At 67.9% G+C, this 24,583-nt stretch carries 20 protein-coding genes and 1 tRNA gene; 13 read left to right on the forward strand and 8 right to left on the reverse strand.

Annotation, left to right across the window (positions count from 1 at the left end; translation table 11 throughout):
• Positions 1–48 precede the first annotated feature (48 nt).
• Both mgtE and ACK4FB_RS05110 read right to left on the reverse strand, forming a co-directional pair.
• On the reverse strand, positions 49–1,461 hold the full coding sequence (mgtE, locus tag ACK4FB_RS05105; protein ID WP_409748619.1) for a magnesium transporter: 1,413 nt from the start codon (positions 1,459–1,461) through the stop codon (positions 49–51).
• Between the two features lie 137 nt (positions 1,462–1,598).
• Positions 1,599–1,685 (reverse strand) — tRNA-Leu (locus ACK4FB_RS05110).
• Between the two features lie 168 nt (positions 1,686–1,853).
• Between ACK4FB_RS05110 and ACK4FB_RS05115 the strand changes: the two genes are divergently transcribed.
• The 3 genes from ACK4FB_RS05115 to ACK4FB_RS05125 all read left to right on the forward strand — a co-directional run bounded on the left by ACK4FB_RS05115 (position 1,854) and on the right by ACK4FB_RS05125 (position 6,067).
• Positions 1,854–4,460, forward strand: coding sequence for a glycoside hydrolase family 3 C-terminal domain-containing protein (locus ACK4FB_RS05115; RefSeq protein WP_409748622.1), 2,607 nt, complete (start codon positions 1,854–1,856; stop codon positions 4,458–4,460).
• 89 nt (positions 4,461–4,549) lie between these two features.
• Positions 4,550–5,113 (forward strand): hypothetical protein, encoded by a 564-nt coding sequence (locus ACK4FB_RS05120; RefSeq protein ID WP_409748625.1) that lies wholly within the window; start codon positions 4,550–4,552, stop codon positions 5,111–5,113.
• A gap of 126 nt (positions 5,114–5,239) precedes the next feature.
• The gene (locus ACK4FB_RS05125) at positions 5,240–6,067 is read left to right on the forward strand and encodes a hypothetical protein (protein WP_409748627.1); all 828 of its coding nucleotides are present in this window, start codon (positions 5,240–5,242) and stop codon (positions 6,065–6,067) included.
• A 270-nt stretch (positions 6,068–6,337) separates the two neighbouring features.
• Here ACK4FB_RS05125 and gatB read toward each other — a convergent pair whose 3' ends face one another.
• The 4 genes from gatB to ACK4FB_RS05145 all read right to left on the reverse strand — a co-directional run bounded on the left by gatB (position 6,338) and on the right by ACK4FB_RS05145 (position 10,244).
• Positions 6,338–7,834, reverse strand: coding sequence for an Asp-tRNA(Asn)/Glu-tRNA(Gln) amidotransferase subunit GatB (gene gatB / locus ACK4FB_RS05130; RefSeq protein ID WP_409749039.1), 1,497 nt, complete (start codon positions 7,832–7,834; stop codon positions 6,338–6,340).
• Between the two features lie 2 nt (positions 7,835–7,836).
• Positions 7,837–9,315 (reverse strand): Asp-tRNA(Asn)/Glu-tRNA(Gln) amidotransferase subunit GatA, encoded by a 1,479-nt coding sequence (gene gatA / locus ACK4FB_RS05135; RefSeq protein WP_409748630.1) that lies wholly within the window; start codon positions 9,313–9,315, stop codon positions 7,837–7,839.
• 3 nt (positions 9,316–9,318) lie between these two features.
• Positions 9,319–9,606 (reverse strand): Asp-tRNA(Asn)/Glu-tRNA(Gln) amidotransferase subunit GatC, encoded by a 288-nt coding sequence (gene gatC, locus ACK4FB_RS05140; RefSeq protein ID WP_409748633.1) that lies wholly within the window; start codon positions 9,604–9,606, stop codon positions 9,319–9,321.
• Between the two features lie 104 nt (positions 9,607–9,710).
• Positions 9,711–10,244, reverse strand: coding sequence for a hypothetical protein (locus ACK4FB_RS05145; protein ID WP_409748636.1), 534 nt, complete (start codon positions 10,242–10,244; stop codon positions 9,711–9,713).
• Between the two features lie 73 nt (positions 10,245–10,317).
• Here ACK4FB_RS05145 and ruvX point away from each other — a divergent pair, with 73 nt between their 5' ends.
• The 6 genes from ruvX (at position 10,318) to dprA (ending at position 16,208) form a co-directional block, all read left to right on the forward strand.
• Positions 10,318–10,785, forward strand: a complete 468-nt coding sequence (ruvX, locus tag ACK4FB_RS05150; RefSeq protein ID WP_409748639.1) for a Holliday junction resolvase RuvX — start codon at positions 10,318–10,320, stop codon at positions 10,783–10,785.
• Positions 10,782–11,702, forward strand: a complete 921-nt coding sequence (locus tag ACK4FB_RS05155) for an AEC family transporter (RefSeq protein WP_409748642.1) — start codon at positions 10,782–10,784, stop codon at positions 11,700–11,702. The genes ruvX and ACK4FB_RS05155 overlap by 4 nt, the downstream gene beginning before the upstream one ends.
• A 500-nt stretch (positions 11,703–12,202) precedes the next feature.
• Positions 12,203–13,177 (forward strand): aspartate carbamoyltransferase catalytic subunit, encoded by a 975-nt coding sequence (locus ACK4FB_RS05160; RefSeq protein WP_409748645.1) that lies wholly within the window; start codon positions 12,203–12,205, stop codon positions 13,175–13,177.
• Entirely contained in the window at positions 13,174–14,475 is a 1,302-nt protein-coding gene (gene pyrC / locus ACK4FB_RS05165; protein WP_409748647.1) for a dihydroorotase, read from the forward strand. The genes ACK4FB_RS05160 and pyrC overlap by 4 nt, the downstream gene beginning before the upstream one ends.
• Positions 14,476–14,487: 12 nt before the next feature.
• Entirely contained in the window at positions 14,488–15,126 is a 639-nt protein-coding gene (gene plsY / locus ACK4FB_RS05170) for a glycerol-3-phosphate 1-O-acyltransferase PlsY (RefSeq protein WP_409748650.1), read from the forward strand.
• Entirely contained in the window at positions 15,123–16,208 is a 1,086-nt protein-coding gene (gene dprA / locus ACK4FB_RS05175) for a DNA-processing protein DprA (protein WP_409748653.1), read from the forward strand. The genes plsY and dprA overlap by 4 nt, the downstream gene beginning before the upstream one ends.
• Position 16,209: 1 nt before the next feature.
• Here dprA and ACK4FB_RS05180 read toward each other — a convergent pair whose 3' ends face one another.
• On the reverse strand, positions 16,210–16,413 hold the full coding sequence (locus ACK4FB_RS05180) for a hypothetical protein (RefSeq protein ID WP_409748656.1): 204 nt from the start codon (positions 16,411–16,413) through the stop codon (positions 16,210–16,212).
• A gap of 171 nt (positions 16,414–16,584) precedes the next feature.
• Between ACK4FB_RS05180 and topA the strand changes: the two genes are divergently transcribed.
• From topA to ACK4FB_RS05200, 4 genes are read left to right on the forward strand one after another with little or no spacing between them, the layout of a single operon-like run.
• Positions 16,585–19,200, forward strand: a complete 2,616-nt coding sequence (topA, locus tag ACK4FB_RS05185) for a type I DNA topoisomerase (RefSeq protein ID WP_409748659.1) — start codon at positions 16,585–16,587, stop codon at positions 19,198–19,200.
• A 45-nt stretch (positions 19,201–19,245) separates the two neighbouring features.
• A complete protein-coding gene (locus ACK4FB_RS05190) occupies positions 19,246–21,465 on the forward strand; it encodes an RNA degradosome polyphosphate kinase (protein ID WP_409748662.1) in 2,220 nt (739 codons plus the stop codon).
• Positions 21,446–22,969 carry a Ppx/GppA family phosphatase gene (locus ACK4FB_RS05195; RefSeq protein ID WP_409748665.1) on the forward strand — a complete coding sequence of 508 codons (1,524 nt, stop codon included), beginning with the start codon at positions 21,446–21,448 and terminating at the stop codon, positions 22,967–22,969. The genes ACK4FB_RS05190 and ACK4FB_RS05195 overlap by 20 nt, the downstream gene beginning before the upstream one ends.
• A gap of 14 nt (positions 22,970–22,983) precedes the next feature.
• A complete protein-coding gene (locus tag ACK4FB_RS05200; protein ID WP_409748669.1) occupies positions 22,984–23,346 on the forward strand; it encodes a VOC family protein in 363 nt (120 codons plus the stop codon).
• A gap of 6 nt (positions 23,347–23,352) precedes the next feature.
• Here the strand turns inward: ACK4FB_RS05200 and rnd are convergent, their stop codons facing one another.
• Positions 23,353–24,504 (reverse strand): ribonuclease D, encoded by a 1,152-nt coding sequence (rnd, locus tag ACK4FB_RS05205; protein WP_409748671.1) that lies wholly within the window; start codon positions 24,502–24,504, stop codon positions 23,353–23,355.
• Between the last annotated feature and the right edge of the window lie 79 nt (positions 24,505–24,583).

Here is a 24,583-nt window from a genome sequence, read left to right on the forward strand (position 1 = left end):
GGCTCGCCCTGAACGGGAACCAGCAAGGTCCGGGCCGGTTCGCCAGAATTAGAGCAGCAGCAGGCTGGCGATCCCGAGGAAGGACAGGAAGCCGACAAAGTCCGTGGTGAAGGTGATGAACACCGACGACGACACCGCCGGGTCCCGGCCCAGCCGGTCCAGCGTCAGCGGCACCAGTATGCCCACCACCGACGCCACGAACATGTTGATCATCAGGGCCATGGCCACGGTCAGCGACAGCAGCGGGTCCCGGAACCAGAGATAGGCGCCCGCAGCCATAAGGGCCGCCAGGGCCGTGCCGTGAAGCAGGCCCACCGACATTTCCCGCAGGATGATCCGCACTGCATTGGCGGCGTTCAGCTCGCGACTGGCCAGGGCGCGCACCGAAACGGCCAGGGTCTGGGCCCCTGCGTTGCCGCCCAGGGACGCCACGATCGGCATGATCACCGCCAGGGTCACCAGACGCTCGATCTGGTCCTCGAAGGCGGAGATGACGCTGGCCGCCAGCCCCGCCGTGGCCAGGTTGATGATCAGCCACGGCAGCCGCGACCGTACGATGCTCATCACGCCCGCGTCACGGCCCGCGTCCGCCACACCGGCCAGACGCAGCAGGTCCTCGCGGTTCTCTTCCTGGATGATGTTGACGATGTCGTCGACGGTGATCTGGCCCACCAGCCGCCCGCCCGAGTCCACCACCGGCGCCGAGATCAGGTGGTATTTCTCGAAGATGTAGGCCACTTCTTCCTGGTCCTGGTGCACCTCGATCTCGTTGACGGACTCCATCAGGGCGGCCAGCTTCACATCGCGCGACGCGCGCAGCAGCCGGCTCACCGCCACCCCGCCCACCGGCCGGTACTGGGGATCCACCACATAGATGTCAAAGAACAGCTCGGGCAGGTCCTCGCCCTGGGCGCGCAGGTGGTCGATGGTGTCGCCCACGCTCCAGAACTCGGGCGCCGCCATCACCTCGCGCTGCATCAGGCGCCCGGCGGAGTCCTCCTCATAGCCCAGCGAGCTCTCGATGGCGGCCCGGTCCTGCTCGGGCATGGCGGCCAGCACCGCGCGGCGCTGGTCGTCCTCCATCTCCTCCACCACCGCGGCGGCGTCGTCGGAGTCCAGTTCCTGCAGCGCCTCGGCCAGGGCGCCCGAGGGCAGCCGCTCCAGCACCTGTTCGCGGATGCTGTCGTCCAGTTCCGGCAGCACATCGGCCAGCACGTCGGGCGCCAGCCACAGCACCAGCACCGAGCGGTGCTCGGACGTCAGGAAGCCCATCAGGTCGGCGATGTCGGCGGGGTGCAGGTCTTCCAGCAGGTCGCGCAGCCGCTCGCCGTCGCCGGCGTCGGCCGCGTCCACCACCTTCTCCACGAAGGCGGCGGTCAGGGCGTAGTCGTCGCCCAGATGCTCGTCGTCTGTGTCCGGGTCAGGACCGGCGGGGGCTTCGCGCACGTCGTCAATGGTCACGAGCGTCCTCCCCTTCCAGTGAGTCAGTCCTGTTCAGCGTTCAGCCGATGATTTCAATCCGCATTATGCGAGAGCCTGATTCACGGCCTCGGTGCAATCGCGATGCGATTCCCCTCAACCGATCAGGCTCTGGTTGATGGTGCGGTCGAGAAGACTCGAACTTCCACTCCGGTTAGGGAACAGCGACCTCAACGCTGCGCGTCTACCAATTCCGCCACGACCGCTCGCATCGGAGCGGGGGCAATAGCCGAGGATGACCCGAAAGGAAAGGGGCAGTTTCAACAGCTGTAGCGGTGATGCTGGCCAGACAGGCCCGGATACGCAATAGTCAGACAAATACAGTCGCGGGGGAGACGGAAATGCGCCAGGTCACTGTTGGAGTCGCCTCCTTCATGGCGATCGCCGTCGCAGGCGCGGCGGCCTGGCCGGAGGCCGCCCGCGCCCAGCTTCCGGGCGCCCAGCGGCCGGCCTATGAGAACCATGACCTGCCGGCGGAGGCCCGGGCCGCCGACCTCGTCGGACGGATGACCCTGGAGGAAAAGGCGTATCAGGTGCTCAACGACGCGCCCGCCATCCCCCGCCTGAACATCCGCGAGTACAACTGGTGGAACGAGGGCCTGCACGGCGTGGCCGCGGCCGGCTACGCCACCGTCTTTCCCCAGGCGATCGGTCTGGCCGCCACCTTCGACGAGCCGTTCGTGCGGCAGGTGGCGGCGCACATCGGCGTCGAGTTCCGCGCCAAATATCTGGACGCCCGCCATCGTTTCGGCGGCTCGGACTGGTTCGAGGGGCTGACGGTCTGGTCCCCCAACATCAACATCTTCCGCGATCCGCGCTGGGGCCGGGGTCAGGAGACCTACGGCGAAGACCCCTACCTGACCGCCCGCCTCGGCGTCGCCTTCGTGCAGGGTCTGCAGGGGGATGATCCCGACTACTACCTCACCATCGCGACCCCGAAGCATTTCGCGGTCCATTCCGGTCCGGAAGCGAGCCGCCATCGGGACGACATCCACCCCAGCCCCCGGGACCTGGCGGACACCTATCTGCCCGCTTTCCGCGCGGCGGTGATGGAGGGCGGGGCCCGCTCCATGATGTGCGCCTACAACGCCGTGGACGGCGCGCCGGCCTGCGCCAGCGAGCCTCTCCTGAACCACTATCTGCGCGAAGCCTGGAGCTTCGACGGCTTCGTGGTCTCGGACTGCGGCGCGTTGCTCGACATCTACGCCGCGGATCGACATGCCTACGCGCCCACGCCGGAACAGGCGGTCACCGTCGCCTTCAACGCCGGCATGGACCTGATCTGCGGCGGAGCCGAGGACGGAGAGGCCGTGGTGCGGGCGGTGCGGGCCGGCGTGCTGGACGAGGCGGTGCTGGACCGGTCCCTGGTGCGCCTGTTCACCGCGCGGATGCAGCTGGGTCAGTTCGACGAACCTTCACGGGTGTTCCCGCATATCACGGCCGCCGATTTCGACACCGCCGAGGGACGGGACCTGGCCCTGACCGCAGCCGAGCGCGGCATCGTCCTGCTGCGGAACGACGGCATCCTGCCGCTGGGCGACACCCCCGGCCGCATCGCGGTCATCGGGCCGAACTCAGACAGCCTCGCGGCCTTGGTCGGCAACTACAACGGCGAGCCGTCACAACCCGTCACCATTCTGGAGGGCGTGCGTCGACGATGGCCCCGGGCCGAGGTCGCCTATGCGGAAGGCGTCGGACTGATCGACCGCTCGCTGGAGCCTGTGCCCGGCGCAGTGCTTTGCATGGATGCAGCCTGTCGGGAGCCGGGCGTCCGCATCGAGCGCTTCAGCGACCGCGACCTGCAGGGCGTTCCGGTTTCGACGGGCCGCCAGGACGCGGTCGAACAGGCCTGGGACGGAATTCTGCGGAGCGACGCGGTGCGTTACACCGCGTTTCTCACGGCGCCCGAGGACGGGGACTACGTCTTCCGCTACGCCGCCGACGGCGGCTATCGCGTCTTTGTCGACGACGCGCCTGTGGTGGACGCGTGGAATGTGGACTGGCGCCCCTCCATCGTCGCCGGCACGGTGCGCCTGAGACAGGGGCAGACCTACAGGCTCCGCGTCGAGGCGTTCCAGCGCACCGCCCGGGGCCATGAGCGGCTGCTCTGGAGCCCGCCGTCCGATCCTGCCGGCGCCCGGGCCGAGGCGGCGGCGCGCGCGGCGGATCTGGTCATCTTCGTCGGCGGCCTCACGGCCCAGCTGGAGGGCGAGGAACTTCCCCTCTCCACCCCCGGCTTCTCGGGGGGCGACCGGACAAGCCTGGATCTCCCCCCGCCCCAGCAGGCCCTGCTCGAGCGGCTTCACGCCACGGGCACGCCTGTGATCCTTGTGCTCGTCAACGGCAGCGCCCTGAGCGTCAACTGGGCGGACCGGAACCTGCCAGCCATCCTCGAGGCCTGGTATCCCGGCGGCCAGGGCGGCGACGCGGTGGCGCGGATCCTGGCGGGCGACGTCAACCCCTCCGGACGGCTGCCGATCACCTTTTACCGATCCGCGGACGACCTTCCGGCCTTCACCGACTACAGCATGGCGGGCAGAACCTACCGCTACTTCGACGGGCCGGTGCTGTATCCGTTCGGCCATGGGCTCTCTTACACGCGCTTCGCCTACAGCGACGTCCAGACCAGTCCCGGCGCGGTCGGCGCGGATGTGGCGGCGCAGGTCAGCGTCGTCGTCGCCAATACCGGCGACCGGGCCGGGGACGAGATCGTGCAGCTCTATGTCAGCCGCCCGGACGTGGAGGGTTCGCCCCTGCGCGCGCTCGCCGGCGCGCAGAGGGTGTCACTGGCGCCGGGAGAACAACGCCGCGTCGTCTTCACCCTGGACCGACGCAGCCTCAGCACGGTGGACGACCGGGGCGTGCGCCAGATTGCGCCTGGCCCCGTCGAGCTGTGGATTGGCGGAGGGCAACCCGTCGGCGACGCTCCGGGTCAGGCCGGAAATCTGACCCTGACCACCGCCGCAACCCTGCCGGAGTAGAGCCGTCCGGGGTCCGGCGAACGTCTTCATTCCCGCTTGCCAGCCCCCTGACGACCCGCCAAACCTCCCCTCAACACACTGGGGCGGCCATGACGGATTTCGAGTTCACCTTCGCCCTGTTCGGGCTGCTGCTGGGCCTGTCGCTGGCCGAGGTGCTCTCCGGGCTCGCCCGCTCCATCGAGGCGCGGCTGCGGCTCGGGTCCGGGCTGCGGATCGGCTGGCTCACGCCTTTGCTCGGCGCCTTCGTCTTTCTCGACCTGCTGTCCTTCTGGCAGGCCGCGTGGGTCGCCCGGGACGTCATCACCGTGTCGGGGGCGACCCTGCTGATGGTGTCGGTCTTCGCCGGGGCCTACTATCTGGCGGCGTCGCTGGTGTTCCCACGCGGGATCGCCGCCGACACCGATCTCGATGACCACTTCTTCCGCATCCGGCGCGTCGTTATCGGGGTCATGCTGGCGCTGCTGGTGGTCCAGCTGGCCTTCTATGCCGGCACGCCGGCGCTTTCGGCGCGGTTGATGAACCCGCTGGCGCTGGGGATGACCGCCATTCTGGTGACCCTGATGATCACGGCCATGGTCGTGCGCGGCCAGATCTGGACGCGTGTGGCCATGCTCGCCCTGGTGGGTCGATACATCGTCGCCTACCTGCTCTGATCCGCGCTGGGGACGGCCTTCGAAATCCTCCCATTTCCCGCCCTAGATCCCTTTCAGAACAACACCTCGCCGCCGGAATCCCGCCTTTTGCACCGCCGCGTCCGGGGGCGCCTCACACTGTCCGGCATGGACATCAAATTCAGATACCTCCCCGACAGCCCGCCCGTCTTTGACGCCGCAAAGTCTCGCGCCCGCTGGGCCGCCGCCAGGGCCGACTATCTGGCCGGCGGGAGCGCGCCGGAGGTGTGCGAGCGCCACGGCCTCAGCCTGCGCACCTTCCGCCATCGCGCGAAGATCGAAGGCTGGCGCCGCGCCGACCAGCCCGCCCCCTCTCTCGCCCCGGACCCGGCATCGGCGTCACAGGACGAGCCCCTTGTCATCCCGGACGCGCCGACAGGCGCGATCCGGGACCAGCCCCTCACCACCCTGGAGATGGTCGACAAGTGCTGGGCCATGCTTCAGGCCGCCATCGCCGCCGGCCAGCTGATCCAGGCCCGCGGCTGGCTGCGCCTGTACCGTGAGCTCAAGCCGCTGGTGCCCTTCACCGAGATCGAGGCCCGCGAAGCCGAACAGGCCGCCCCCGCACAGACCCTTGCACCCCCGTTGCACTGTTTTTCCGCCCCGGAGTCGCACACGCCCGAACCCGAACCGCCTGAGCCCGCGCCGCCGCCCGCGCCCGAACCGGACCCCACCGGCGATCTGGTGCGCCTCACCACCCGTCTGGCCGCCGTCGCCCGCCAGGCGGAAAAGGCCGCCCTCCAGCCGGACCTTGCACCCCCGTTGCACTGTTTTTCGGACCCGGAGTGCAACCCCGCCGACGACCTCACCCGCCTCGTCGCCGAGCTGAAAACCCTGACCGGCAAGGCCGAACGCGCCGTCACCGACGAGGCCCTTGCACTCCAGTTGCACTGTTTTTCGGGCGCGGAGGGCAATGACGCCGGCCCCGCCCCCTGACCGCCTTGTCATCCCGGAAGCGCCGTCAGGCGCTATCCGGGACGGGACGGCGCCGCACCGTTCCAGGCCCGGACGGCGCAGCGCGACGATCCGGGCCACGGGGTCCGCAGCCCTTCGCCCGGCTCAGCCTCGCGGCTGTCCGGGCGGCAGGATCAAGGCCAACAGCCGTCCCGGCTCTCCGCTTCGCTACGGCCGGGATGACAAGGAGCGGGCTCTCCGCTTCGCTTCGGCCGGGATGACAAGGGCCCTCCCCGCCGGAATGAGCGCCCCTCAGTCCACCCCCAGCCGGGCCTTCAGGATCTCGTTCACCGCGGCCGGGTTGGCCTTGCCGCCGGTGGCCTTCATGACCTGGCCGACGAACCAGCCCAGGGCCTGGGGCTTCTCGGCCACGGCGGCGGCCTTGTCGGGGTTGGCGGCGATGATGGCGTCGATGGCGGCCTCGATGGCGCCGGTGTCGGTGACCTGTTTCAGGCCGTGTTTCTCCACCACCTCGGACGGGCTCCCCTGCCCGTTCCAGACGTGGTCGAACACCTCCTTGGCGATCTTCGACGAGATGGTCCCGTCCTCGATCAGCGCCACCAGCTCGGCCACATGGGCGGCCGGCACCGGGCTCTGGTCGAAGTCCAGATGGTCGGCGGCCAGCCGGGCGGACAGTTCGTTGGTCACCCAGTTGGCGACCAGCTTGGCGTCGCGACCCTTGGCGGCGGCCTCGAAGTAATCGGCCTTGGCCTGTTCGGAGATCAGCACCACGGCGTCATATTGCGACAGGCCGTACTGGCTGATCAGCCGCTTGCGCTTGTCGTCAGGCAGCTCCGGCAGGGACGCCTTGATCTCGTCGATCCAGGCCTGCTCGATCTCCAGCGGCAGCAGGTCCGGGTCGGGGAAGTAGCGGTAGTCCATGGCCTCTTCCTTGGAGCGCATGGACCGGGTCTCGCCGGACACGGGGTCGTACAGGCGGGTCTCCTGATCGATCTTGCCGCCGTCCTCGAGGATCTCGATCTGGCGGCGCGCCTCGTACTGGATGGCCTGGCTGATGAAGCGGAACGAGTTGACGTTCTTGATCTCGCAGCGGGTGCCCAAGTGGCTGAAGTCCCCGGTTTCCTTGAACTGTTCGTAGCCGCCCGCGCGGCAGACCGAGACGTTCACATCGGCCCGCAGGTTGCCCTTCTCCATGTCCCCGTCGCAGGTGCCCAGATAGATCAGGATGGTCCGGATCTTCTTGACGTAGGCCACCGCCTCTTCCGGTGACCGCAGGTCCGGCCGGGAGACGATCTCCATCAGGGCCGTGCCCGAGCGGTTCAGGTCCACATAGGATTCCGTCGGGGACAGGTCGTGGATCAGCTTGCCGGCGTCCTGCTCCAGATGCAGGCGCTCGATGCCCACATTGAAGAAGGACCCGTCCTCGGCCTCAACCTCCACCACGCCCTCGCCCACGATGGGGTGATACAGCTGGCTGATCTGATAGCCGGTGGGCAGGTCGGGGTAGAAATAGTTCTTCCGGTCGAACTGGCTGAACGTATTGATCCGGGCGTTGAGGCCCAGCCCCGTCCGCACCGCCTGTTCCACACAGAACCTGTTCAGCGTCGGCAGCATGCCGGGAAAGCCGGCGTCCACCAGCGACACCTGCTCGTTCGGCCCCGCCCCGAAGCCCACCGCCGCGCCGGAAAACAGCTTGGCCTTCGACGCCACCTGGGCATGAATCTCCAGCCCCATGACGATTTCCCAATCGCCCGTACGGCCCTGGATGAGTTTGGAGTTCTCGGACATGCTCACCACCACTTCTCCGGCCGCGCCACGAACCCGGCGGCCTGCTCCAGCGCATCGGCCACCTGGAACACCGTCGCCTCGTCCAGCGCCTTGCCGATGACCTGCAGGCCCAGCGGCATGCCGCCCTTGTCCACACCGGCGGGCACCGAGATGCCCGGCAGGCCGGCCAGGTTGGCGGTCACCGTGAACACGTCGTTCAGGTACATGGTCAGCGGGTCGACCTGCTTGTCGCCCAGGGCGAAGGCGGCCGACGGCGTCGACGGCGTCAGGATGGCGTCGACCCTGCCCCAGACGTCGTCGAAGTCCTGGGCGATGCGGCGGCGCACCTTCAGGGCCCGGACATAATACGCGTCATAGAATCCGGCCGACAGCACATAGGCCCCGATGGTCAGGCGGCGCTGGACCTCCTTGCCGAAGCCCTCGGCCCGGCTGGTCTCGTACAGGTCCGTCAGGGACTTCGCCTCGGTCGCCCGATGGCCGAAGCGCATGCCGTCATAGCGGGCCAGGTTCGACGAGGCCTCGGCCGGGGCGATGATGTAATAGGCCGGCAGGGCGTATCTGGTGTGCGGCAGGCTGATCTCGACGATTTCGGCGCCGGCGTCCTTCAGCCAGGCCTTGCCCTTCTCCCACAGCTCCAGCTGTTCGGCGGGCATGCCGTCGACCACGTATTCCTTCGGGATGCCGATGCGCAGACCCTTCACGCCCTTGCCGAGGCTGGCGGTCCAGTCGGGCGTCTCCACGTCCAGGCTGGTGGAGTCCTTCGTGTCGAACGAGCACATGGACCGCAGCAGGATGGCCGCGTCTTCCACCGTCTTGGTGATCGGCCCGGCCTGATCCAGCGACGAGGCGAAGGCCACCATGCCGAAGCGGCTGGCGCGACCGTAGGTGGGCTTGATGCCCACCGTGCCGGTGAAGGCCGCGGGCTGGCGGATCGAGCCGCCGGTGTCCGAGGCCGTGGCCGCCAGACACAGGTCCGCCGCCACCGCCGAAGCCGAGCCGCCCGAGCTGCCGCCCGGCGTCAGGTCCGCGTTGGAGGCGCTGGACTTCCACGGGTTCACCACCGGTCCGAAGGCGCTGGTCTCGTTGGACGAGCCCATGGCGAACTCGTCCATGTTCAGCTTGCCCAGCATCACCGCCCCGTCGCGCCACAGATTGGCGGTGACGGTGGATTCATAGGGGGGCACGAAGCCCTTCAGCATGTTGGATCCGGCCGTGGTCTGGACCCCGTCGGTGCAGAACAGGTCCTTGATCCCCAGCGGCGCGCCCTCCAGCGCCCCGCCCTCGCCTTTCCCCAGCTTCGCGTCGGACTCCCGCGCCATGGCCAGCGCCTTGTCGCCCGTGATCTGGACATAGGCGTTCAGGCTCGGATTGGCGGCCTCGATGGTCTTGAGGAAGGCGCCGGTGATCTCCTCGGATGAGAAGTCGCGGGCCTTGAGGCCGTCGACGGCGGCCTTGAGGGTCAGTTTGGTCAGGTCGGTCATGGCTTACTCGACCACCTTGGGCACGACGAAGAACCCATCGGCGGATTTGGGGGCGTTGGACAGCACGGCGTCCACCTTGTCGCCGTCGGTGACCACGTCGTCGCGCAGGCGCAGGGGCTGGCGCACGTTGGAGGTCATGGGCTCCACGCCGTCCACGTCCACCTCGTTCAGCTGTTCGATCCAGTTCAGGATGCCGTTCAGCTCGGCGGCCAGCGGCTCCAGCCGATCTTCCGGCGTCTTGATGCGGGCCAGATGGGCGACACGGCGCACGGTCGCGGCGTCGATGGACATGGAGGTCTCCTTGGGTCGTCCGCGTCGGGAGGAACGGGGACGCACATCAGGCGTGGGTTAGCGGCCCGGCCCTTGTTCGGCAAGCCCGCGCTGTGGATGCAGGATCAGCGCGCCGGGGTGACGGTGACGCGATCGGACTCGCCGTCCTCGCCCATGCGAAACTCGATGATGAGGCGCCGGTCCTCGGTGACGATGTCGTCGTCCTCGCCCATACGGCTTTCGCGGGCGTCCAGCACCACGCGGCGCCGGCTCTCCTCGGAGACGGTCCACTCCTCGAAGTCGCCGATCCGGTAGACGCGCCAGCCCTCCGCCGGACCCGCGAAAAGCCCCAGATAGGTGACGAGGCCGTTCATGGCCGGATCGCCGCCGGACACGCCGAAAAGCTTGGCGTTCTGGCTCTCCATGGGATGCATCTGCATCACCGAGGCGGCCGATTGCAGGGCGTCGCCCGCGACGATCTCGATGATCTCGGGCTCCCCCGCCGGCTGGGCGCGGGTGTCGGCGGGCTGCGCGGCTGGCACAGCGGCGACCACGGGTTCGCGCGTGCGGTCCACCGCGTGTTCTTCCTCAGGCAGCCCGTCACAGGCCGAGATCATCAGGCCCAGAACCGCCGCTATCGCCAGATTCTTGCTCATCATCAGTCCCTCCGTCAGCCCGTCGAAATCAGTTTCGCCTTTGACACGGCCTTGCGCCAGTCCTACCGCCCGTTTCGTGCCTGTTTTTGACCTTTCCGACCTGCCCGCCGCCTGTCCGCCCGACACCCCGTGGCTGGGGCTGGACCTGGGCGAGAAGACCATCGGCGTGGCCGCGTCCGACGCCACCCGCATGATCGCCAGTCCGCTGGAGCTGATTCGCAAGACGAAGTTCAGCGCCGATGCAGCCCACCTGTTCAGGATCATGGACCACCGCAAGGTCTCGGCCCTGATCATCGGCCTGCCGGTGAACATGGACGGCAGCGAGGGCCCCCGCGCCCAGTCCGTCCGCGCCTTCGCCCGCAATCTGGACCGCCTCCGCCCGGTCAATACAGCCTTCTGGGACGAGCGGCTGTCCACTTCGGCGGTGGAGCGATTTCTGATCGAGGATATGGACCTGAACCGCAAACGGCGCGCGGGCGTGATCGACCGGACCGCCGCCGCCTGGATCCTGCAAGGGGCGCTGGACCGGCTGAGGCCCGCATGAACGCCCTGCTTTCCGGCTTCCTGCCCGTCTTCTCGCTGATCGCCCTGGGCTGGGGCCTGAAGGTCGCCCGCTTCCTCCCCGAGGACGGTTGGCGGCCGGTGGAGCGGCTGACCTATTTTGTCTTCTATCCCGCCTTCCTGATCCCCGGCATCTGGAACGCCGACTTCACCGGCGGCGGCGCGGGCGTGGTGGCGCTGGCGACGCTCGCGGGCGCCATGCTGATGGCCCTGATCACCTTCATGGCCAAGCCGCTGATCAAGGTGTCCGACGCCGCCTACACCAGCGTGTTCCAGGGCGTGATCCGCTGGAACGGCTTCGTCTTCCTGCCGGTTGCGGCGTCGATCTTCGGTCAGGAGTCCGTGGGGCTGGCGGCCGTGGCGCTGGGCGCGCTGATCCCGTCCATCAACATCGTCTGCGTGCTGGTGCTGGCCAGGTGGGGCGTGGGCCAGGGCGGCGGCTGGCGCATGGTGGGCCGCTCGCTGTGGGTCAATCCGATCATCTGGTCCTGCGTCATCGGCACGGCCCTGAACCTGACCGGCCTGCGCCTGCCGGACATTCTGATGACGCCCTTCGACATGCTGGGCGGGGCCGCCATCGTGCTGGGTCTGATGGTGGCGGGCGCGGGCCTCAGCTTCCGCGACGCAGCGGGACGGCCCGTGGTGGTGGGGCTGGTGACGGCCGCCAAGCTGCTGGTCCTGCCCCTGATCATGGCCGGGTTCGCCATCTTGCTGGGCGCCGACCGCACGGCGCTGGGCATCGTGCTGCTGGCCGGGTCGGCGCCCGGCGCGGCGGCCTCCTATGTGCTGGCGCGCCAGATGGGCGGAGACGCGCCCCTGATGGCGGCGGTGGTGGCCTTCACCACCCTGGGCGCCCTGTTCACCATGCCCCTGATGCTGTTCCTGTTCGGATTCCTCTAGTCCGCATCCTCATTCGGATCGGATGGTGGGGGAACGAGGATCCACGTGCTTACGCCGCCTTCCGAGTCCATATAAATTCTCACCGAGACACCGACTCTCAGCTGCGGCTGAAAGTGCGCACATGGAGCATGTGGATCGAGCTCCGTTGTGATCGTGACGTTGTGCTGTGGCGCGGGCCCGCTGACGGAAGATCGGTGAGCCACCTCGGCTGTCTGCCGTATGACAGCCGCCTCCACGCCACGCTCCTGATCGACCCGAACCACCTCTCCAATGAAGTTGGTCGAGAAGTCAGCCGGCGGAATGACGACGGCCGGGTCACAATAGGTGACGACCTCGCCCGGTCCCGGGAGCGCCAGAACGATCGACATCGCGACTGCAAGAACCATGGGCATGCTCCGAGACTGCGCCGCCACGCTATAGTGGCGCCAGATATCTGCAACCGGCAGGACCTGGGGCCCGCCACTGGCCTTTCAACAGACTCATGCCTATAGGGGCCCTCGATGACCCAGGCTGTCACCGATCTTGTCCGTTCACGGCTGACGCCGTTTCCCAGGGCGCATTTCAATTCCGCCGCTGATCTGAATCCCGTGACGCTGACCGCGCTGCTGGATCTGGCCGACGCCTGCGTGGATGTGAACCGTCAGGGCGCCAAGGCGCTGGACCTGATGCGCGGGCGCACGGTGGTCAATCTGTTCTTCGAGAACTCCACCCGCACCTCGGCCTCGTTCGAGATCGCGGCCAAGCGGCTGGGCGCAGACGTGGTCAGCATGAACCCGCGCACCTCCTCGGTGGCCAAGGGCGAGACCCTGATCGACACGGCCATGACCCTGAACGCCATGAAGCCGGACATTCTGGTGGTGCGCCACTCGGCCTCGGGCGCGGCGGAACTTCTGTCCCAGAAGGTGGGCTGCGCCGTGGTCAACGCCGGCGACGGACGTCACGAGCACCCGACCCAGGCCCTGCTGGACATGCTCAGCCTGCGCCGCGCCTTCGGCGACGTGGGCGGTCTCACCGTGGCCATCTGCGGCGACGTGGCCCACAGCCGGGTGGCGAGGTCGAACGTGGCCCTGCTGTCCATGATGGGGGTACGGGTGCGCCTGATCGGGCCCCCGACCCTGGTGCCCGGCGATGCCGACCGCTGGGGCTGCGAGGTGTTCCACGACATGCGCGAGGGCCTGAAAGGCTGCGACGTGGTCATGATGCTGCGCCTGCAGCTGGAGCGCATGGACGGCGCCCTGGCCCCCTCGACCCGCGAATACTACCGCTTCTGGGGGCTGGACGCCGAGAAGCTGGCCTGGGCCGCCCCCGGCGCCAGGGTCATGCACCCCGGCCCCATGAACCGGGGCGTCGAGATCGACTCCGGCGTGGCCGATGACCCGGCCGTCTCCCTGATCCAGGATCAGGTGGAGATGGGCGTGGCCGTGCGCATGGCGGTGCTGGCCTCCCTGGCCGCGCGGCAGGAGGCGGAGCGATGAGCGCCCCATCCATCAAGGCTCTGGCCATCATCAACGCCCGGCTGGTGGACCCGGCGGGCGACTATGACGGCCCTGGCGCAGTGCTGATTCAGGACGGCCGCATCGTCGAGGTCATCCACGGCGCCGCGACCCGGACCCCGGACGGGGTGGAGGTCATCGATGCGGGCGGGCTGGTGCTGGCGCCCGGCCTGATCGACATCCGGGTCAAGACCGGCGAACCGGGGGCCGAACCCAAGGAGACGCTGAAATCCGCCAGCCTGTCGGCGGCGGCGGGCGGCGTCACTACCATCGTCATCCAGCCGGACACCGATCCGGCCGTGGACGATCCGGCCATGATCGACTTCATCCAGCGGCGGGGCGCCGCCCTGAATCTGGTCAATGTGCGCGCGGCGGGCGCGGCCACCCGCGGTCTGGACGGCGAGCGCATGGCCGAGATCGGCCTGATGGCCGAGGCCGGGGCGCTGTACTTCACCGACGGCGACCGGGTCATCGCCAACAGCCGCACCCTGCAGCGGGTGATGAGCTATGCGTCGGCCTTCAACGCCCTGATCGCCCACCGCCCGGCCGATCCGTGGCTGTCGGAAGGCGCGTGCGCCACCTCGGGCGAACTGGCCACGCGGCTGGGCCTGTCCGGCGCGCCCGCCATCGCCGAGCGCATCCAGCTGGAGCGTGATCTGGCTCTGGTCGAACAGACCGGGGCCCGGTTCCTGGCCGACCAGATTTCGACTGAGGCGTCGCTGGACTGCCTGGCCCGCGCCCGCGCCAGGGGCCTCGAGGTGGCCGCCAGCGTGTCGGTCAACCACCTGTGCTTCAACGAGGTGGACATCGGCGACTACCGGACCTTCTACCGGCTGGATCCGCCCCTGCGCGCCGAAAGCGACCGGCAGGCCATGATCGAGGCGGTGCGCGAAGGGCTGATCGACGTCATCACCTCGGCCCACACCCCCGCCCCGGCCGAGGACAAGAGGCGTCCGTTCAGCGAGGCGGCGCCCGGCGCCGTAGGGCTCGAAACCCTGCTGCCCGCCGCCCTCAGCCTGCACCACGAGGCGGGGCTGGACCTGATCGACATCCTGCGGCCCCTGACCAGCGGCCCGGCCGCCCTGCTGGGGCTCGAGGCGGGCGGGCTGGAGGCGGACGCCCCGGCCGATCTGGTGCTGTTCGACCCCAATGCGCCGGTGGTCATCGACGCGGACAAGCTGCGGTCCAAATCCAAGAACTCGCCCTTCGACGGCCGCGTGGTGCAGGGCAAGGTCTTGCTCACGATCGTCGGCGGGCGCATCGTGCACGACGCACGTTAAAGGGGCATTCGAGTGCAGGATCTGGTCGGACCGGCGATGCTGACGCTGGGGCTCACAGCCCTTGGCGGATATCTGCTGGGCTCCATTCCGTTCGGCGTGGTGATCACCCGCGCGGCGGGCGCCGGCGACGTGCGCAGCATCGGCTCGGGCAATATCGGCGCGACCAATGTGCTGCGGACCGGCCGCAAGGATCTGGCCCTGGCCACCCTGCTGCTGGATGCGGGCAAGGGCGCGGCGGCCCTGCTGATCGCACGCTGGCTGTTCGACAACGAGGTCGTGGCCGTCATCGCCGGCGGCTCGGCCTTCCTGGGCCACCTGTTTCCGGTCTGGCTGGGCTTCAAGGGCGGCAAGGGGGTCGCCACCTTCTTCGGTCTGATCCTCGCCGCCGCCTGGCCGCTGGGCCTGATGGCGGGGGCCACCTGGCTGATCGTGGCCTTCGCCCTCAGGTATTCGTCGCTTGCAGCCCTGATCGCCTCGGCCGCCACACCACTCTACGCGCTGTTGCCGCTCGCGGTTCCGGGCCTGCCCGTCCCGGCCCCGATCCTGCTTCTGAGCGTGTTCACCGCCGTGCTGATCTGGATCCGGCATCATGAGAACATCGGCCGGCTGATAAAGGGGACAGAGTCCCGCATCGGGTCGAAGTCGAAGTGATCCCGGCGGCGGACGAGGCCGAACGCTTCGCCCGCCTACGGTTGGCGCGCACCGAGCGCGTCGGTCCCGTCGCCTTTTCCCAGTTGCTGCAACGGTTCGGCACGGCCCGCGAGGCGCTGGAGGCCCTGCCTGATCTGGCGCGGCGCGGCGGCGGCGGACACGCCCTGCCCGACGAAGGCGTCATCCATGCCGAGCTTGAGGCGGGCGAGGCGGCCGGCGCCCGTCTGCTGCTGCTGGGCGATCCCGACTATCCGCCGCAACTGGCCGCGCTGGACCCGCCGCCGCCCCTGCTGTGGACGCGGGGCGACACCGCCCTGCTCTGCCGCGACAGCCTGGCCATCGTCGGCGCGCGCATCGCCTCGGCCGGCGGTCAGCGGATCGCACGAGGGCTGGCCGCCGGGCTGGGTCAGGCGGGTTTCGTCGTGGCGTCAGGCATGGCGCGGGGTATCGACGGCGCCGCCCATGACGGCGCCCTGTCCACCGGAACCGTGGCCGTTCTGGGCGGCGGGGTGGACGACGTCTATCCGCCCGAGCACGAAAACCTCTATAAGAGCCTGATCGATCAGGGCTGCGTCGTCTCGGAAAGCCCCATGGGCGCCAGGGCGCAGGCCCGCGATTTTCCGCGCCGCAACCGCATCATCTCGGGTCTGGCCCGGGGCGTGATCGTGGTGGAGGCGGAACTGCGCTCCGGTTCGCTGATCACGGCGCGGCTGGCGGGCGAACAGGGGCGCGACGTGTTCGCCGTACCCGGCTCGCCGCTGGATCCGCGGTCGAAGGGCCCGAACGAACTGCTGCGTCAGGGCGCGATCCTGTGCGAGGGCGTGGATGACGTCCTGAACGCTCTCAACGGCCTGCGTACCCTGCTCGAACCCGAGGTTCCGGCATGGGAGCCCGGTCCAGTGGACGCGGACCTGGACCTGATCGAACGCCTGGCCGCCCTGCTCTCGCCCGTCCCTGCGCCTCGCGATGAACTGGCCCGCGCCGCCGGAGCCTCCATCGGCGAAGCCAACGCCGCGCTGCTGGAATTGAGTCTGGCCGGGCGCGCCGTGCTGTTGCCCGGCGGCATGGCGGCGGCGACCTGATCTATTCGCCGGGACGCTGCGCCGCCGCCTGGGCCGCCGCCTCCAGCAGGCCGGCCAGATGTTCATCCCCGTCCCATCGCGCCATTTGCGCCAGTTCGAAGGCCATGGCGCTCACATACTCCCGCACAGGATATCTGTCGGCGTGACGCCTGTGCCGTTCCTCTATCGAAAACGCCCCCGTCTTCGCATTCACCTGATCCTCCATCCGTCCCTCCACCGCCCACATACTCGCTAGAGTAGTTCAAATCAGACTAATGCACCATTAGCGAGATGCGCAACCGACCGGACGGACAACGGCGGCGTCGAAAGGCTTGGCGATTGACACCGGACCCGGACCCCACCACGTTCGCGCTCCCCTCCTCCAGACTGCGACTTCATGAACCTCGTCATCGTCGAAAGCCCGGCCAAGGCCAAAACCATCAACAAGTACCTCGGCCCGGACTACCGTGTGCTGGCCTCGTACGGCCATGTGCGGGACCTACCGTCCAAGGACGGATCGGTGAAGCCGGACGAGGACTTCGCCATGTCGTGGGAGATCGACGCCAAGGCGTCGAAGCGTCTCAGCGAGATCGCCGAAGCGGCCAAAACGTCAGACCGCATCATCCTGGCCACCGACCCCGACCGCGAGGGGGAGGCCATCAGCTGGCACGTGCTGGAAATCCTTCAGAAGAAGAAAGCCGTGAAGGACGCGGTCGTCCAGCGCGTCACCTTCAACGCCATTACGAAATCGGCGGTGCTCGAGGCCATGGCCCAGCCGCGCGACATCGACATGGAGCTGGTGGAGGCCTATCTGGCCCGCCGCGCGCTGGACTATCTGGTGGGTTTCACCCTGTCGCCCGTGCTGTGGCGCAAGCTGCCCGGCGCCCGCTCGGCCGGCCGGGTGCAGTCGGTCGCCCTGCGCATCGTCGTCGACCGCGAGATGGAGATCGAGCGGTTCAAGGCCCAGGAATACTGGTCGGTCGAGGCCGACCTGATCGCCGACAGCCCGCCGTTCACCGCCCGTCTGGTCAAGCACGCCGGCAAGCGGGTCCAGCGCCTCGACATCACGGATGAAGCGACGGCCCAGGCGGCTCGCGCCGCGATCGAGGGCGGCGCCTTCACCATCAGCTCGATCGAGAAAAAGCCGGTCAAGCGCAACCCGTCGCCGCCCTTCACCACCTCGACCCTGCAACAGGAAGCGGCCCGCAAGCTGGGCTTCACCGCCCAGCGCACCATGCAGGCGGCCCAGAAGCTGTATGAAGGCGTGGACGATCAGGGCGGCCTGATCACCTACATGCGGACCGACGGGGTGTATGTGACGCCCGAAGGAATCGCCCAGGCGCGTGAAGTGATCGGCGAGCGGTTCGGGCCAGCCTATGTCCCGTCGGAGCCGCGCTACTACAAGACCAAGGCCAAGAACGCCCAGGAAGCGCACGAGGCCATCCGCCCCACCAATATGACCCGCGCGCCCGAAACCCTGCGCCTGGACGGGGATCTGCAGCGTCTTTACGAACTGATCTGGAAGCGCACCATCGCCAGCCAGATGGAGCAGGCGCGGCTGGACCGCACCACCGTGGATATCGAAACGCCCGACGGCCTGACCGGCTTGCGAGCCACCGGCCAGGTGGTGGCCTTCGACGGTTTCATCGCCGTCTATGAAGAGGGCCGCGACGAGCGGGTCAAAGGCGCCGAGGACGAGGACGACGAGGGCGGCCGCCTGCCCGCGCTGAAGGAAGGCGCCACGGCGAAGGCCGAGGCCATCCGCACGGAGCAGCACTTCACCGAACCGCCGCCGCGCTATTCGGAAGCCACCCTGGTGAAGAAGCTGGAGGAGCTGGGCATCGGCCGCCCCTCCACCTACGCCTCGATCCTGACCACCCTGCGCGACCGCGAATATGTCCGCATGGACAAGAACCGGTTCTACCCGGAGGACAAGGGACGGCTGGTCACGGCCTTCCTTGAGCAGTTCTTCGCCCGCTGGGTGGAATACGACTTCACCGCCGCGCTGGAGACCCAGCTGGACGAGGTGTCCGCCGGTGAACTCAACTGGAAGCTGCTGCTGCGCCGGTTCTGGGACGATTTCCATGCCGCAACCCAGGCGGCGGGCGAACTGCGCACCACGGCCATTCTGGATCATCTGAACGACGCCCTGGGACCGCACATCTTCCCGGACAAGGGCGACGGAACCGATCCGCGCGCCTGTCCCTCATGCGCAGACGGCCGCCTGAGCCTGAAGACCAGCCGCTTCGGCGCCTTCATCGGCTGCTCGAACTATCCGGAGTGCCGCTACACCCGCCCTGTCGCCTCGCCGGATGCGAGCGAGAACGGTGAGGCCGGCGGCGACCGGGAACTGGGCCTCGATCCCGAAACCGGCCAGCCGGTGCACCTGAAGATCGGCCGCTTCGGTCCCTATGTGGAGACCACGCCGCCGGAAGCCGAGAAGCCCAAACGCTCGTCCCTGCCGAAGGGGTGGTCGCCGGCGTCGGTGGACCTGGAAAAGGCCCTGCGTCTGCTGCGCCTCCCGCGCGAGGTCGGGGCGCACCCGGAGGACGGCAAGCTGATCACGGCCGGTCTGGGCCGCTACGGCCCCTTCGTGGCCCACGACGGCGTCTATGCGAACCTGTCGGACATCGAGGAGGTGTTCGATGTGGGCCTGAACCGCGCGGTCGCCCTGTTGGCGGAAAAGCGCGCCAGCCGGGGCGCAGGCCGCGGCGGCGCCATGACGCCGCTGAAGGATCTGGGCGCACACCCCGAGACGGGCGATCCGGTGCACGTGATGGCGGGCCGCTACGGTCCCTATGTGAAATCGGGCAAGATCAACGCCACCCTGCCCAAGGGAACCGCGCCCGAGGATCTGACCATGGAGGCGGCCCTGCCTCTGCTGGCCGCCAAGGCCGGAAGTGCGCCCGCAAAGAAGAAGGCGGCGCCGAAGAAGACCGCGGCGAAGAAGGCGCCTGCGAAGAAAACAGCGGCGAAAAAACCGGCGGCGAAGAAGAAGGCGGCCACCGACTGACGGCTGCGCCTTGCGGCTGTCACGTGGGCTTGCCACAACGATCGCATGAGCGACCATCTCCCCATCGCCGAGCGCACCACCGGGCAAGATGTCCCCTCCTCTCACGCGCGCCCCCTGGAGCTGGATGAGGCGCTGCTGGCTTCGCCCGAGCGCTTCTTCAACCGGGAACTGTCGTGGCTGGCCTTCAACGCCCGGGTTCTGGAAGAAGCGGCCAATCCCGCCCACCCGTTGCTGGAGAGGGTGCGGTTCCTCTCCATCTCCGCCAACAATCTGGACGAGTTCTATATGGTCCGCGTGGCGGGCCTGAAGGGTCAGGTTCGCCAGCGTCTGCGCGTGGTTTCCGCCGATGGCCTGACGCCCACCGAGACGCTGGAGCGGATCAACACCGCCGCCGGGTCCCTGATGGCCGACCAGCAGGCCCAGTGGCGCACCCTGTGGCGGGAGTTGAAGGACGCGGGCATCGAGGTGGTTGATCCCGCAAAGATCACCAAGACCGAGCGCGATCGGCTGGAGCCCGAGTTCCTCAACCAGCTTTTCGCCGTGCTGACGCCGCTGGCGATCGACCCGGCGCATCCGTTTCCCTTCCTGCCCAACCTGGGCTTCTCGCTGGCCCTGAAGCTGCGGCGGGAACGGGATAACCGCATACTCTATGCCCTGGTGCCCGTGCCGACACAGGTAAGGCGGTTCTGGGAACTGGCCACCGACGGACGTTCGGTGAAAGGCCGGCGGCGCTTTGTGACCCTCGAAGCCCTGCTTCTGCTGTTCATTGATCACCTGTTCCCGGGCTGCGAAGTCCTTGAAAAGGGTGTGCTGCGCCTGATCCGCGACTCCGACATCGAGATCGAGGAAGAGGCCGAGGATCTGGTGCTGGAGTTCGAGGAGGCGCTGAAGCAGCGCCGTCTGGGCGAAGTGGTGCGGGTCAAGATCGAGGCGTCGATGCCGGACGATCTCAAGACCTTCATTATCCGCGAACTGGACGCCGCTCCCCAGGACGTGGTGATGGTCGATGGCATGCTCGGTCTGGGCCAGCTGTCGGATCTCATCCCCCCTGACCGACCCGAGCTGAAATTCCCGCCGTTCGAGCCGCGGTATCCCGAGCGGGTCCGGGATCAGGGCGGCGACGTCTTCGCCGCGGTGCGCGAGAAGGACATCCTGATCCACCACCCCTTCGAGAGCTTTGATGTGGTGGTCCAGTTCCTGCGTCAGGCCGCTCGCGACCCCAACGTCATCGCCATCAAGCAGACCCTTTACCGCACGTCCAAGGACAGCCCCATCGTGGCCGCCCTGATCGAGGCGGCCGAGAACGGCAAGAACGTCACGGCCCTTGTGGAGATCAAGGCGCGCTTCGACGAGGAGGCCAACCTGCGCTGGGCCCGCACCATGGAGCGGGCGGGCGTCCACGTTGTCTTCGGCTTCGTCGAGTACAAGACCCACGCCAAGTTGAGCGTGGTGGTGCGGCGCGAGGCCGACGGCCTGAAGACCTATGTGCATGCGGGCACGGGCAATTATCACCCGGTAACGGCCAAGGTATACACGGACCTGTCGCTGTTCTCGACCGATCCGGGCATCGGGCGCGATGCGGCCAAGGTGTTCAACTACATCACGGGCTATGCCCAGCCGGGCGAGATGGAGCGGCTGATCGTCTCTCCGCTGCGGATGAAAACGTCGCTGCTCCGCATGATCGAGCAGGAGGTCGCATCCGCCGGCGCCGGCAGGCCCGCCGCCATCTGGGTCAAGATGAACTCTGTGGTGGATCCAGAGATCATCGACGCCCTTTACCGCGCCAGCCAGGCGGGGGTCAGTATCGACATGGTCATCCGCGGCATCTGCTGCCTGCGTCCCGGCGTACCGGGCCTGTCCGAAAACATCCGGGTCAAGTCGATCATCGGCCGGTTCCTGGAGCACAGCCGCATAGTCGCCTTCGCCAACGGGCACGCCCTGCCCAGCGACAAGGCGAAGGTCTACATCTCCTCGGCCGACTGGATGACCCGCAACCTGGACCGCCGGGTCGAGGTCATGGCGCCGGTGACCAACGCCACGGTGCACGATCAGGTCCTGGACCAGATCATGGTCGCCAATCTGAAGGACGACGCCCAGAGCTGGGTTCTGGATTCGTCAGGGAACTATCACCGGGTCAAACCCGCTGATCCTGAGCGCCCCTTCTCCGCCCACGACTATTTCATAAAGAACCCCAGCCTGTCGGGCCGGGGGCGCAAGGTGAAGGTGCTGCCCAAGGTGATCACGTTTGACCGTCCCTACCGATAGGCCCCTCCCCGGCAAGGTGGACGGACGCAACGGCTGCGACGACGTCGCCGTCATCGACGTAGGCTCCAACTCGGTGCGTCTGGTCATGTACCGGCTTGAGGGCCGGGCCATCTGGACGGTCTATAACGAGAAGGTTCTGGCGGGTCTGGGCCGGGACATCGCCGTCACCGGCCGGCTGTCGCCCGAAGGCGTGAAGTTGGCCCTGCCTGCGCTGCGCCGCTTCGCTTCCATCGTCGAGGGCGTTCGGCCCGCCGCCGTGCTGACCGCCGCCACCGCCGCCGTGCGCGACGCCGAAGACGGCGAGGAGTTTCGCCAGCGCGTGGCCGCTGAGACAAGCCTGCAGGTCCGGGTTCTGACCGGCGAGGAGGAAGCCCGCTACGCCGCTCTGGGCGTGCTGGCGGGAGCTCCGGATTCCGAGGGAATCGCGGCTGATCTGGGCGGCGCCAGCCTGGAGCTGTGCCGGGTGGGCGACGGCAAGGTCGAGGGCGGGATCACCCTGCCCTTGGGTCCGTTCTCCCTGGCCACGTCCGACGGGTTCGACCCCCATCACGCCCGCGCCCTGATCGCCGAGCGCCTGAAACCCATGGCGAAGGACTATTCCGGCGCCGTGCTGCACGCGGTGGGAGGGGGCTGGCGCAGCTTGGCCCAGATTCACATGGCCATGGTCGATCACCCGCTGCGGATCGTGCATCAGTATGCGATGACCGCAGAGCAGGCGCGGGAGACCGCGCAGCTGGTAGCCCTCCAGTCTCCGGCCTCCCTGGCGCGCACCCCGGGCGTGTCCAGGCGCCGGGTGGAAACCCTGCCCTATGCGGCCCTCGTGCTGGAAGGGCTTCTGGAACATTGCGGCTTCGAGCGGGTCGAGTTCTCGGCCTGGGGCCTGCGCGAGGGTCTGCTGTTCGAAAGCCTCGCGCCATCTCTGGTGTCTGCGGATCCCCTGCTGGCCAGTTGCGAGGCCATCGGCCTGCGCCAGGGCGTATCGCCCGGTCTGGCCGGCGCGCTGGAAGGCTGGCTCACAGGGGTCATGGCCGCCCTGCCAATGGCCTTCGGCGAAGAACGGGACGGGGTTCTGACCGCCGCCGCCTGTCGTCTGGCTGATGTGGGCGCCCGGCTGCATCCGGACCACCGGGTCGAATTGGCCTTTGATCAGGTGCTGCGCGCGCCCGCCCCAGGCCAGACACACGCGGAGCGCGCCTTTCTGGCCTGCGCCATCAACGCCCGATATGGCGGGTCAGGCGACACGCCGGCGCCGCGCGTGATGGATCGTCTTTTGAACCAGGACCAGCGTCTACGCGCCCGCGCCCTCGGTCTGGCCATGCGTCTGGGCAGCGACATGTCGGTGCGGTCCCCGCAGATCCTCGCCAGCACCGTGGTCAGTCTGAAGAACGGCGCCCTGCGGTTGAAAGCGTCCGCCGATCACGCCGACGCCCTTCTGGGCGAACAGACCCGGCGCCGCGCCAAGGCGTTGGCGGAGGCGCTCGACGCCGCGCTCGACATTGGTTGATGGGAGGAAAGATCATGGCAGTGACAGGCATAGGCGGGCTGTTCTTCCGGTCGAAGGATCCGAAGGCGCTGGCCGAGTGGTATGTGAACCATCTGGGCGTGGGGCCGACAGAGGCCAACCCCTGGATCTGGCCGCAACAGGCCGGGCCCACAGTTTTCGCGCCGTTCAAGGCCGAGAGCGACTATTTCCCGGCCGACCGCCAGTGGATGATCAACTTTCGGGTCGACGATCTGGACGGCCTGATCGACTCGCTGAAAGCGGCCGGCATCGAGGTGCTGACCAAGACGGAATGGGACTCGCCCGAGGTGGGTCGATTCGCCCGCATTCACGATCCCGAGGGGAATCCGATCGAGTTGTGGGAGCCGACGACCGAGTAGCGGCCGTCAGCCCTCGATCTCGACCACCTCGACCTTGGCCCCGTTCAGGACCAGGGCGATCTCGCCGCGCTTGAGTTTCAGCGCATCCTCGCCGAACAGCTGACGCCGCCAGCCTTTCAGGGCATCCACATCGGCGTCGTCGCTGAGCGCAATCTTTTCCAGATCGGAAACATTGGCCAACAGCTTGGTGGCCACATTGGCCTGTTCCGACTTGGCCTTGAGCAAAACCTTGAGCAACTCGACGACCGACGCCGGGGCCGGTTCGCGACCGGCGGGCTTCTGGATGTCAGGTGCGTGCTCTTCCGGATTCTTCAGGACGGCGCGCAGGACGTCGATCAATTCCTGACCGAGGCGCGAGCCGCCGAAGCCCTTGGGCGGGGCGCGCAGGCGGCTGAAGGCGTCCGCATCGGTCGGAGCCTGGGTGGCGATTTCGTCGATGGCGTCGTCCTTGAGGATCCGGCCGCGCGGCTGGTCCCGATCCTGCGCCGCGCGCTCACGCCAGGCGGCGGTGGCCTGAAATGCGGCAAGATACTTTGCCGAAAACTTCTTTGGTTTCAGTCTCTTCCAGGCGTTATCAGGATTGGTGTCGTAAAGCACCGGGTCGGTAAGGGCCTCCATTTCCTGAGACACCCACTCCAGCCGTCCTTCGCGCGCCAGCCGGTCACGCAGACGTGGATAAAGCGCAGCCAGATGGGTCACATCGCCCAGGGCGTAGGTCAGTTGGGATTCAGAAAGGGGACGACGGGCCCAGTCGGTGAAGCGGCTGCCCTTGTCCACGTCCTTCTTGAGCATCTGCCGGACCAGCGAATCATAGGCCACCTGATCCCCGAAGCCCGCCGCCATGCCCGCCACCTGGGTGTCAAACAACGGCGTGGGCATGGCCCCCAGCTTGTTGAAGATTTCAACGTCCTGACGGGCGGCATGAAAGACCTTGATGATCCTCGTGTCCCGCAGCAGATCCAGGAACGGGCAAAGGTCCAGGCCGTTCGCCATCGGATCGATGATGCCTGCAATCGTCGGCGTGGCCGCCTGGATCAGACAGAGTTTGGGCCAGTAGGTCGTCTCCCGCATGAACTCGGTGTCGACCGTGATGAACTCGGAACCGGACAGCTGGTCGCAGAACTCGGCCAGCGCCTCATTTGTGGTGATCGGCGTCATGAGGATGCTATAGCCCGGCGCAAGCCGGTCGTGGCAAGAGCACGATCCACATCCGACACGAATTCGAAGGCCCGCGTGA

This window comes from Brevundimonas sp., from assembly GCF_046299535.1.
Classification (GTDB): Bacteria; Pseudomonadota; Alphaproteobacteria; order Caulobacterales; family Caulobacteraceae; genus Brevundimonas.

Bases quoted from the DNA above. Each gene is read 5' to 3' on its own strand.
- gatB (WP_409749039.1), bottom strand. From the start codon at position 7,834: ATGTCCGAGAACTCCAAACTCATCCAGGGCCGTACGGGCGATTGGGAA.
- ACK4FB_RS05160 (WP_409748645.1), top strand. From the start codon at position 12,203: ATGACCCAGGCTGTCACCGATCTTGTCCGTTCACGGCTGACGCCGTTT.
- pyrC (WP_409748647.1), top strand. From the start codon at position 13,174: ATGAGCGCCCCATCCATCAAGGCTCTGGCCATCATCAACGCCCGGCTG.
- ACK4FB_RS05155 (WP_409748642.1), top strand. From the start codon at position 10,782: ATGAACGCCCTGCTTTCCGGCTTCCTGCCCGTCTTCTCGCTGATCGCC.
- ACK4FB_RS05190 (WP_409748662.1), top strand. From the start codon at position 19,246: ATGAGCGACCATCTCCCCATCGCCGAGCGCACCACCGGGCAAGATGTC.
- ACK4FB_RS05120 (WP_409748625.1), top strand. From the start codon at position 4,550: ATGACGGATTTCGAGTTCACCTTCGCCCTGTTCGGGCTGCTGCTGGGC.
- gatA (WP_409748630.1), bottom strand. From the start codon at position 9,315: ATGACCGACCTGACCAAACTGACCCTCAAGGCCGCCGTCGACGGCCTC.
- ACK4FB_RS05115 (WP_409748622.1), top strand. From the start codon at position 1,854: ATGGCGATCGCCGTCGCAGGCGCGGCGGCCTGGCCGGAGGCCGCCCGC.
- rnd (WP_409748671.1), bottom strand. From the start codon at position 24,504: ATGACGCCGATCACCACAAATGAGGCGCTGGCCGAGTTCTGCGACCAG.
- ACK4FB_RS05125 (WP_409748627.1), top strand. From the start codon at position 5,240: ATGGACATCAAATTCAGATACCTCCCCGACAGCCCGCCCGTCTTTGAC.
- topA (WP_409748659.1), top strand. From the start codon at position 16,585: ATGAACCTCGTCATCGTCGAAAGCCCGGCCAAGGCCAAAACCATCAAC.
- gatC (WP_409748633.1), bottom strand. From the start codon at position 9,606: ATGTCCATCGACGCCGCGACCGTGCGCCGTGTCGCCCATCTGGCCCGC.
- ACK4FB_RS05180 (WP_409748656.1), bottom strand. From the start codon at position 16,413: ATGGAGGATCAGGTGAATGCGAAGACGGGGGCGTTTTCGATAGAGGAA.
- ACK4FB_RS05145 (WP_409748636.1), bottom strand. From the start codon at position 10,244: ATGATGAGCAAGAATCTGGCGATAGCGGCGGTTCTGGGCCTGATGATC.
- ACK4FB_RS05200 (WP_409748669.1), top strand. From the start codon at position 22,984: ATGGCAGTGACAGGCATAGGCGGGCTGTTCTTCCGGTCGAAGGATCCG.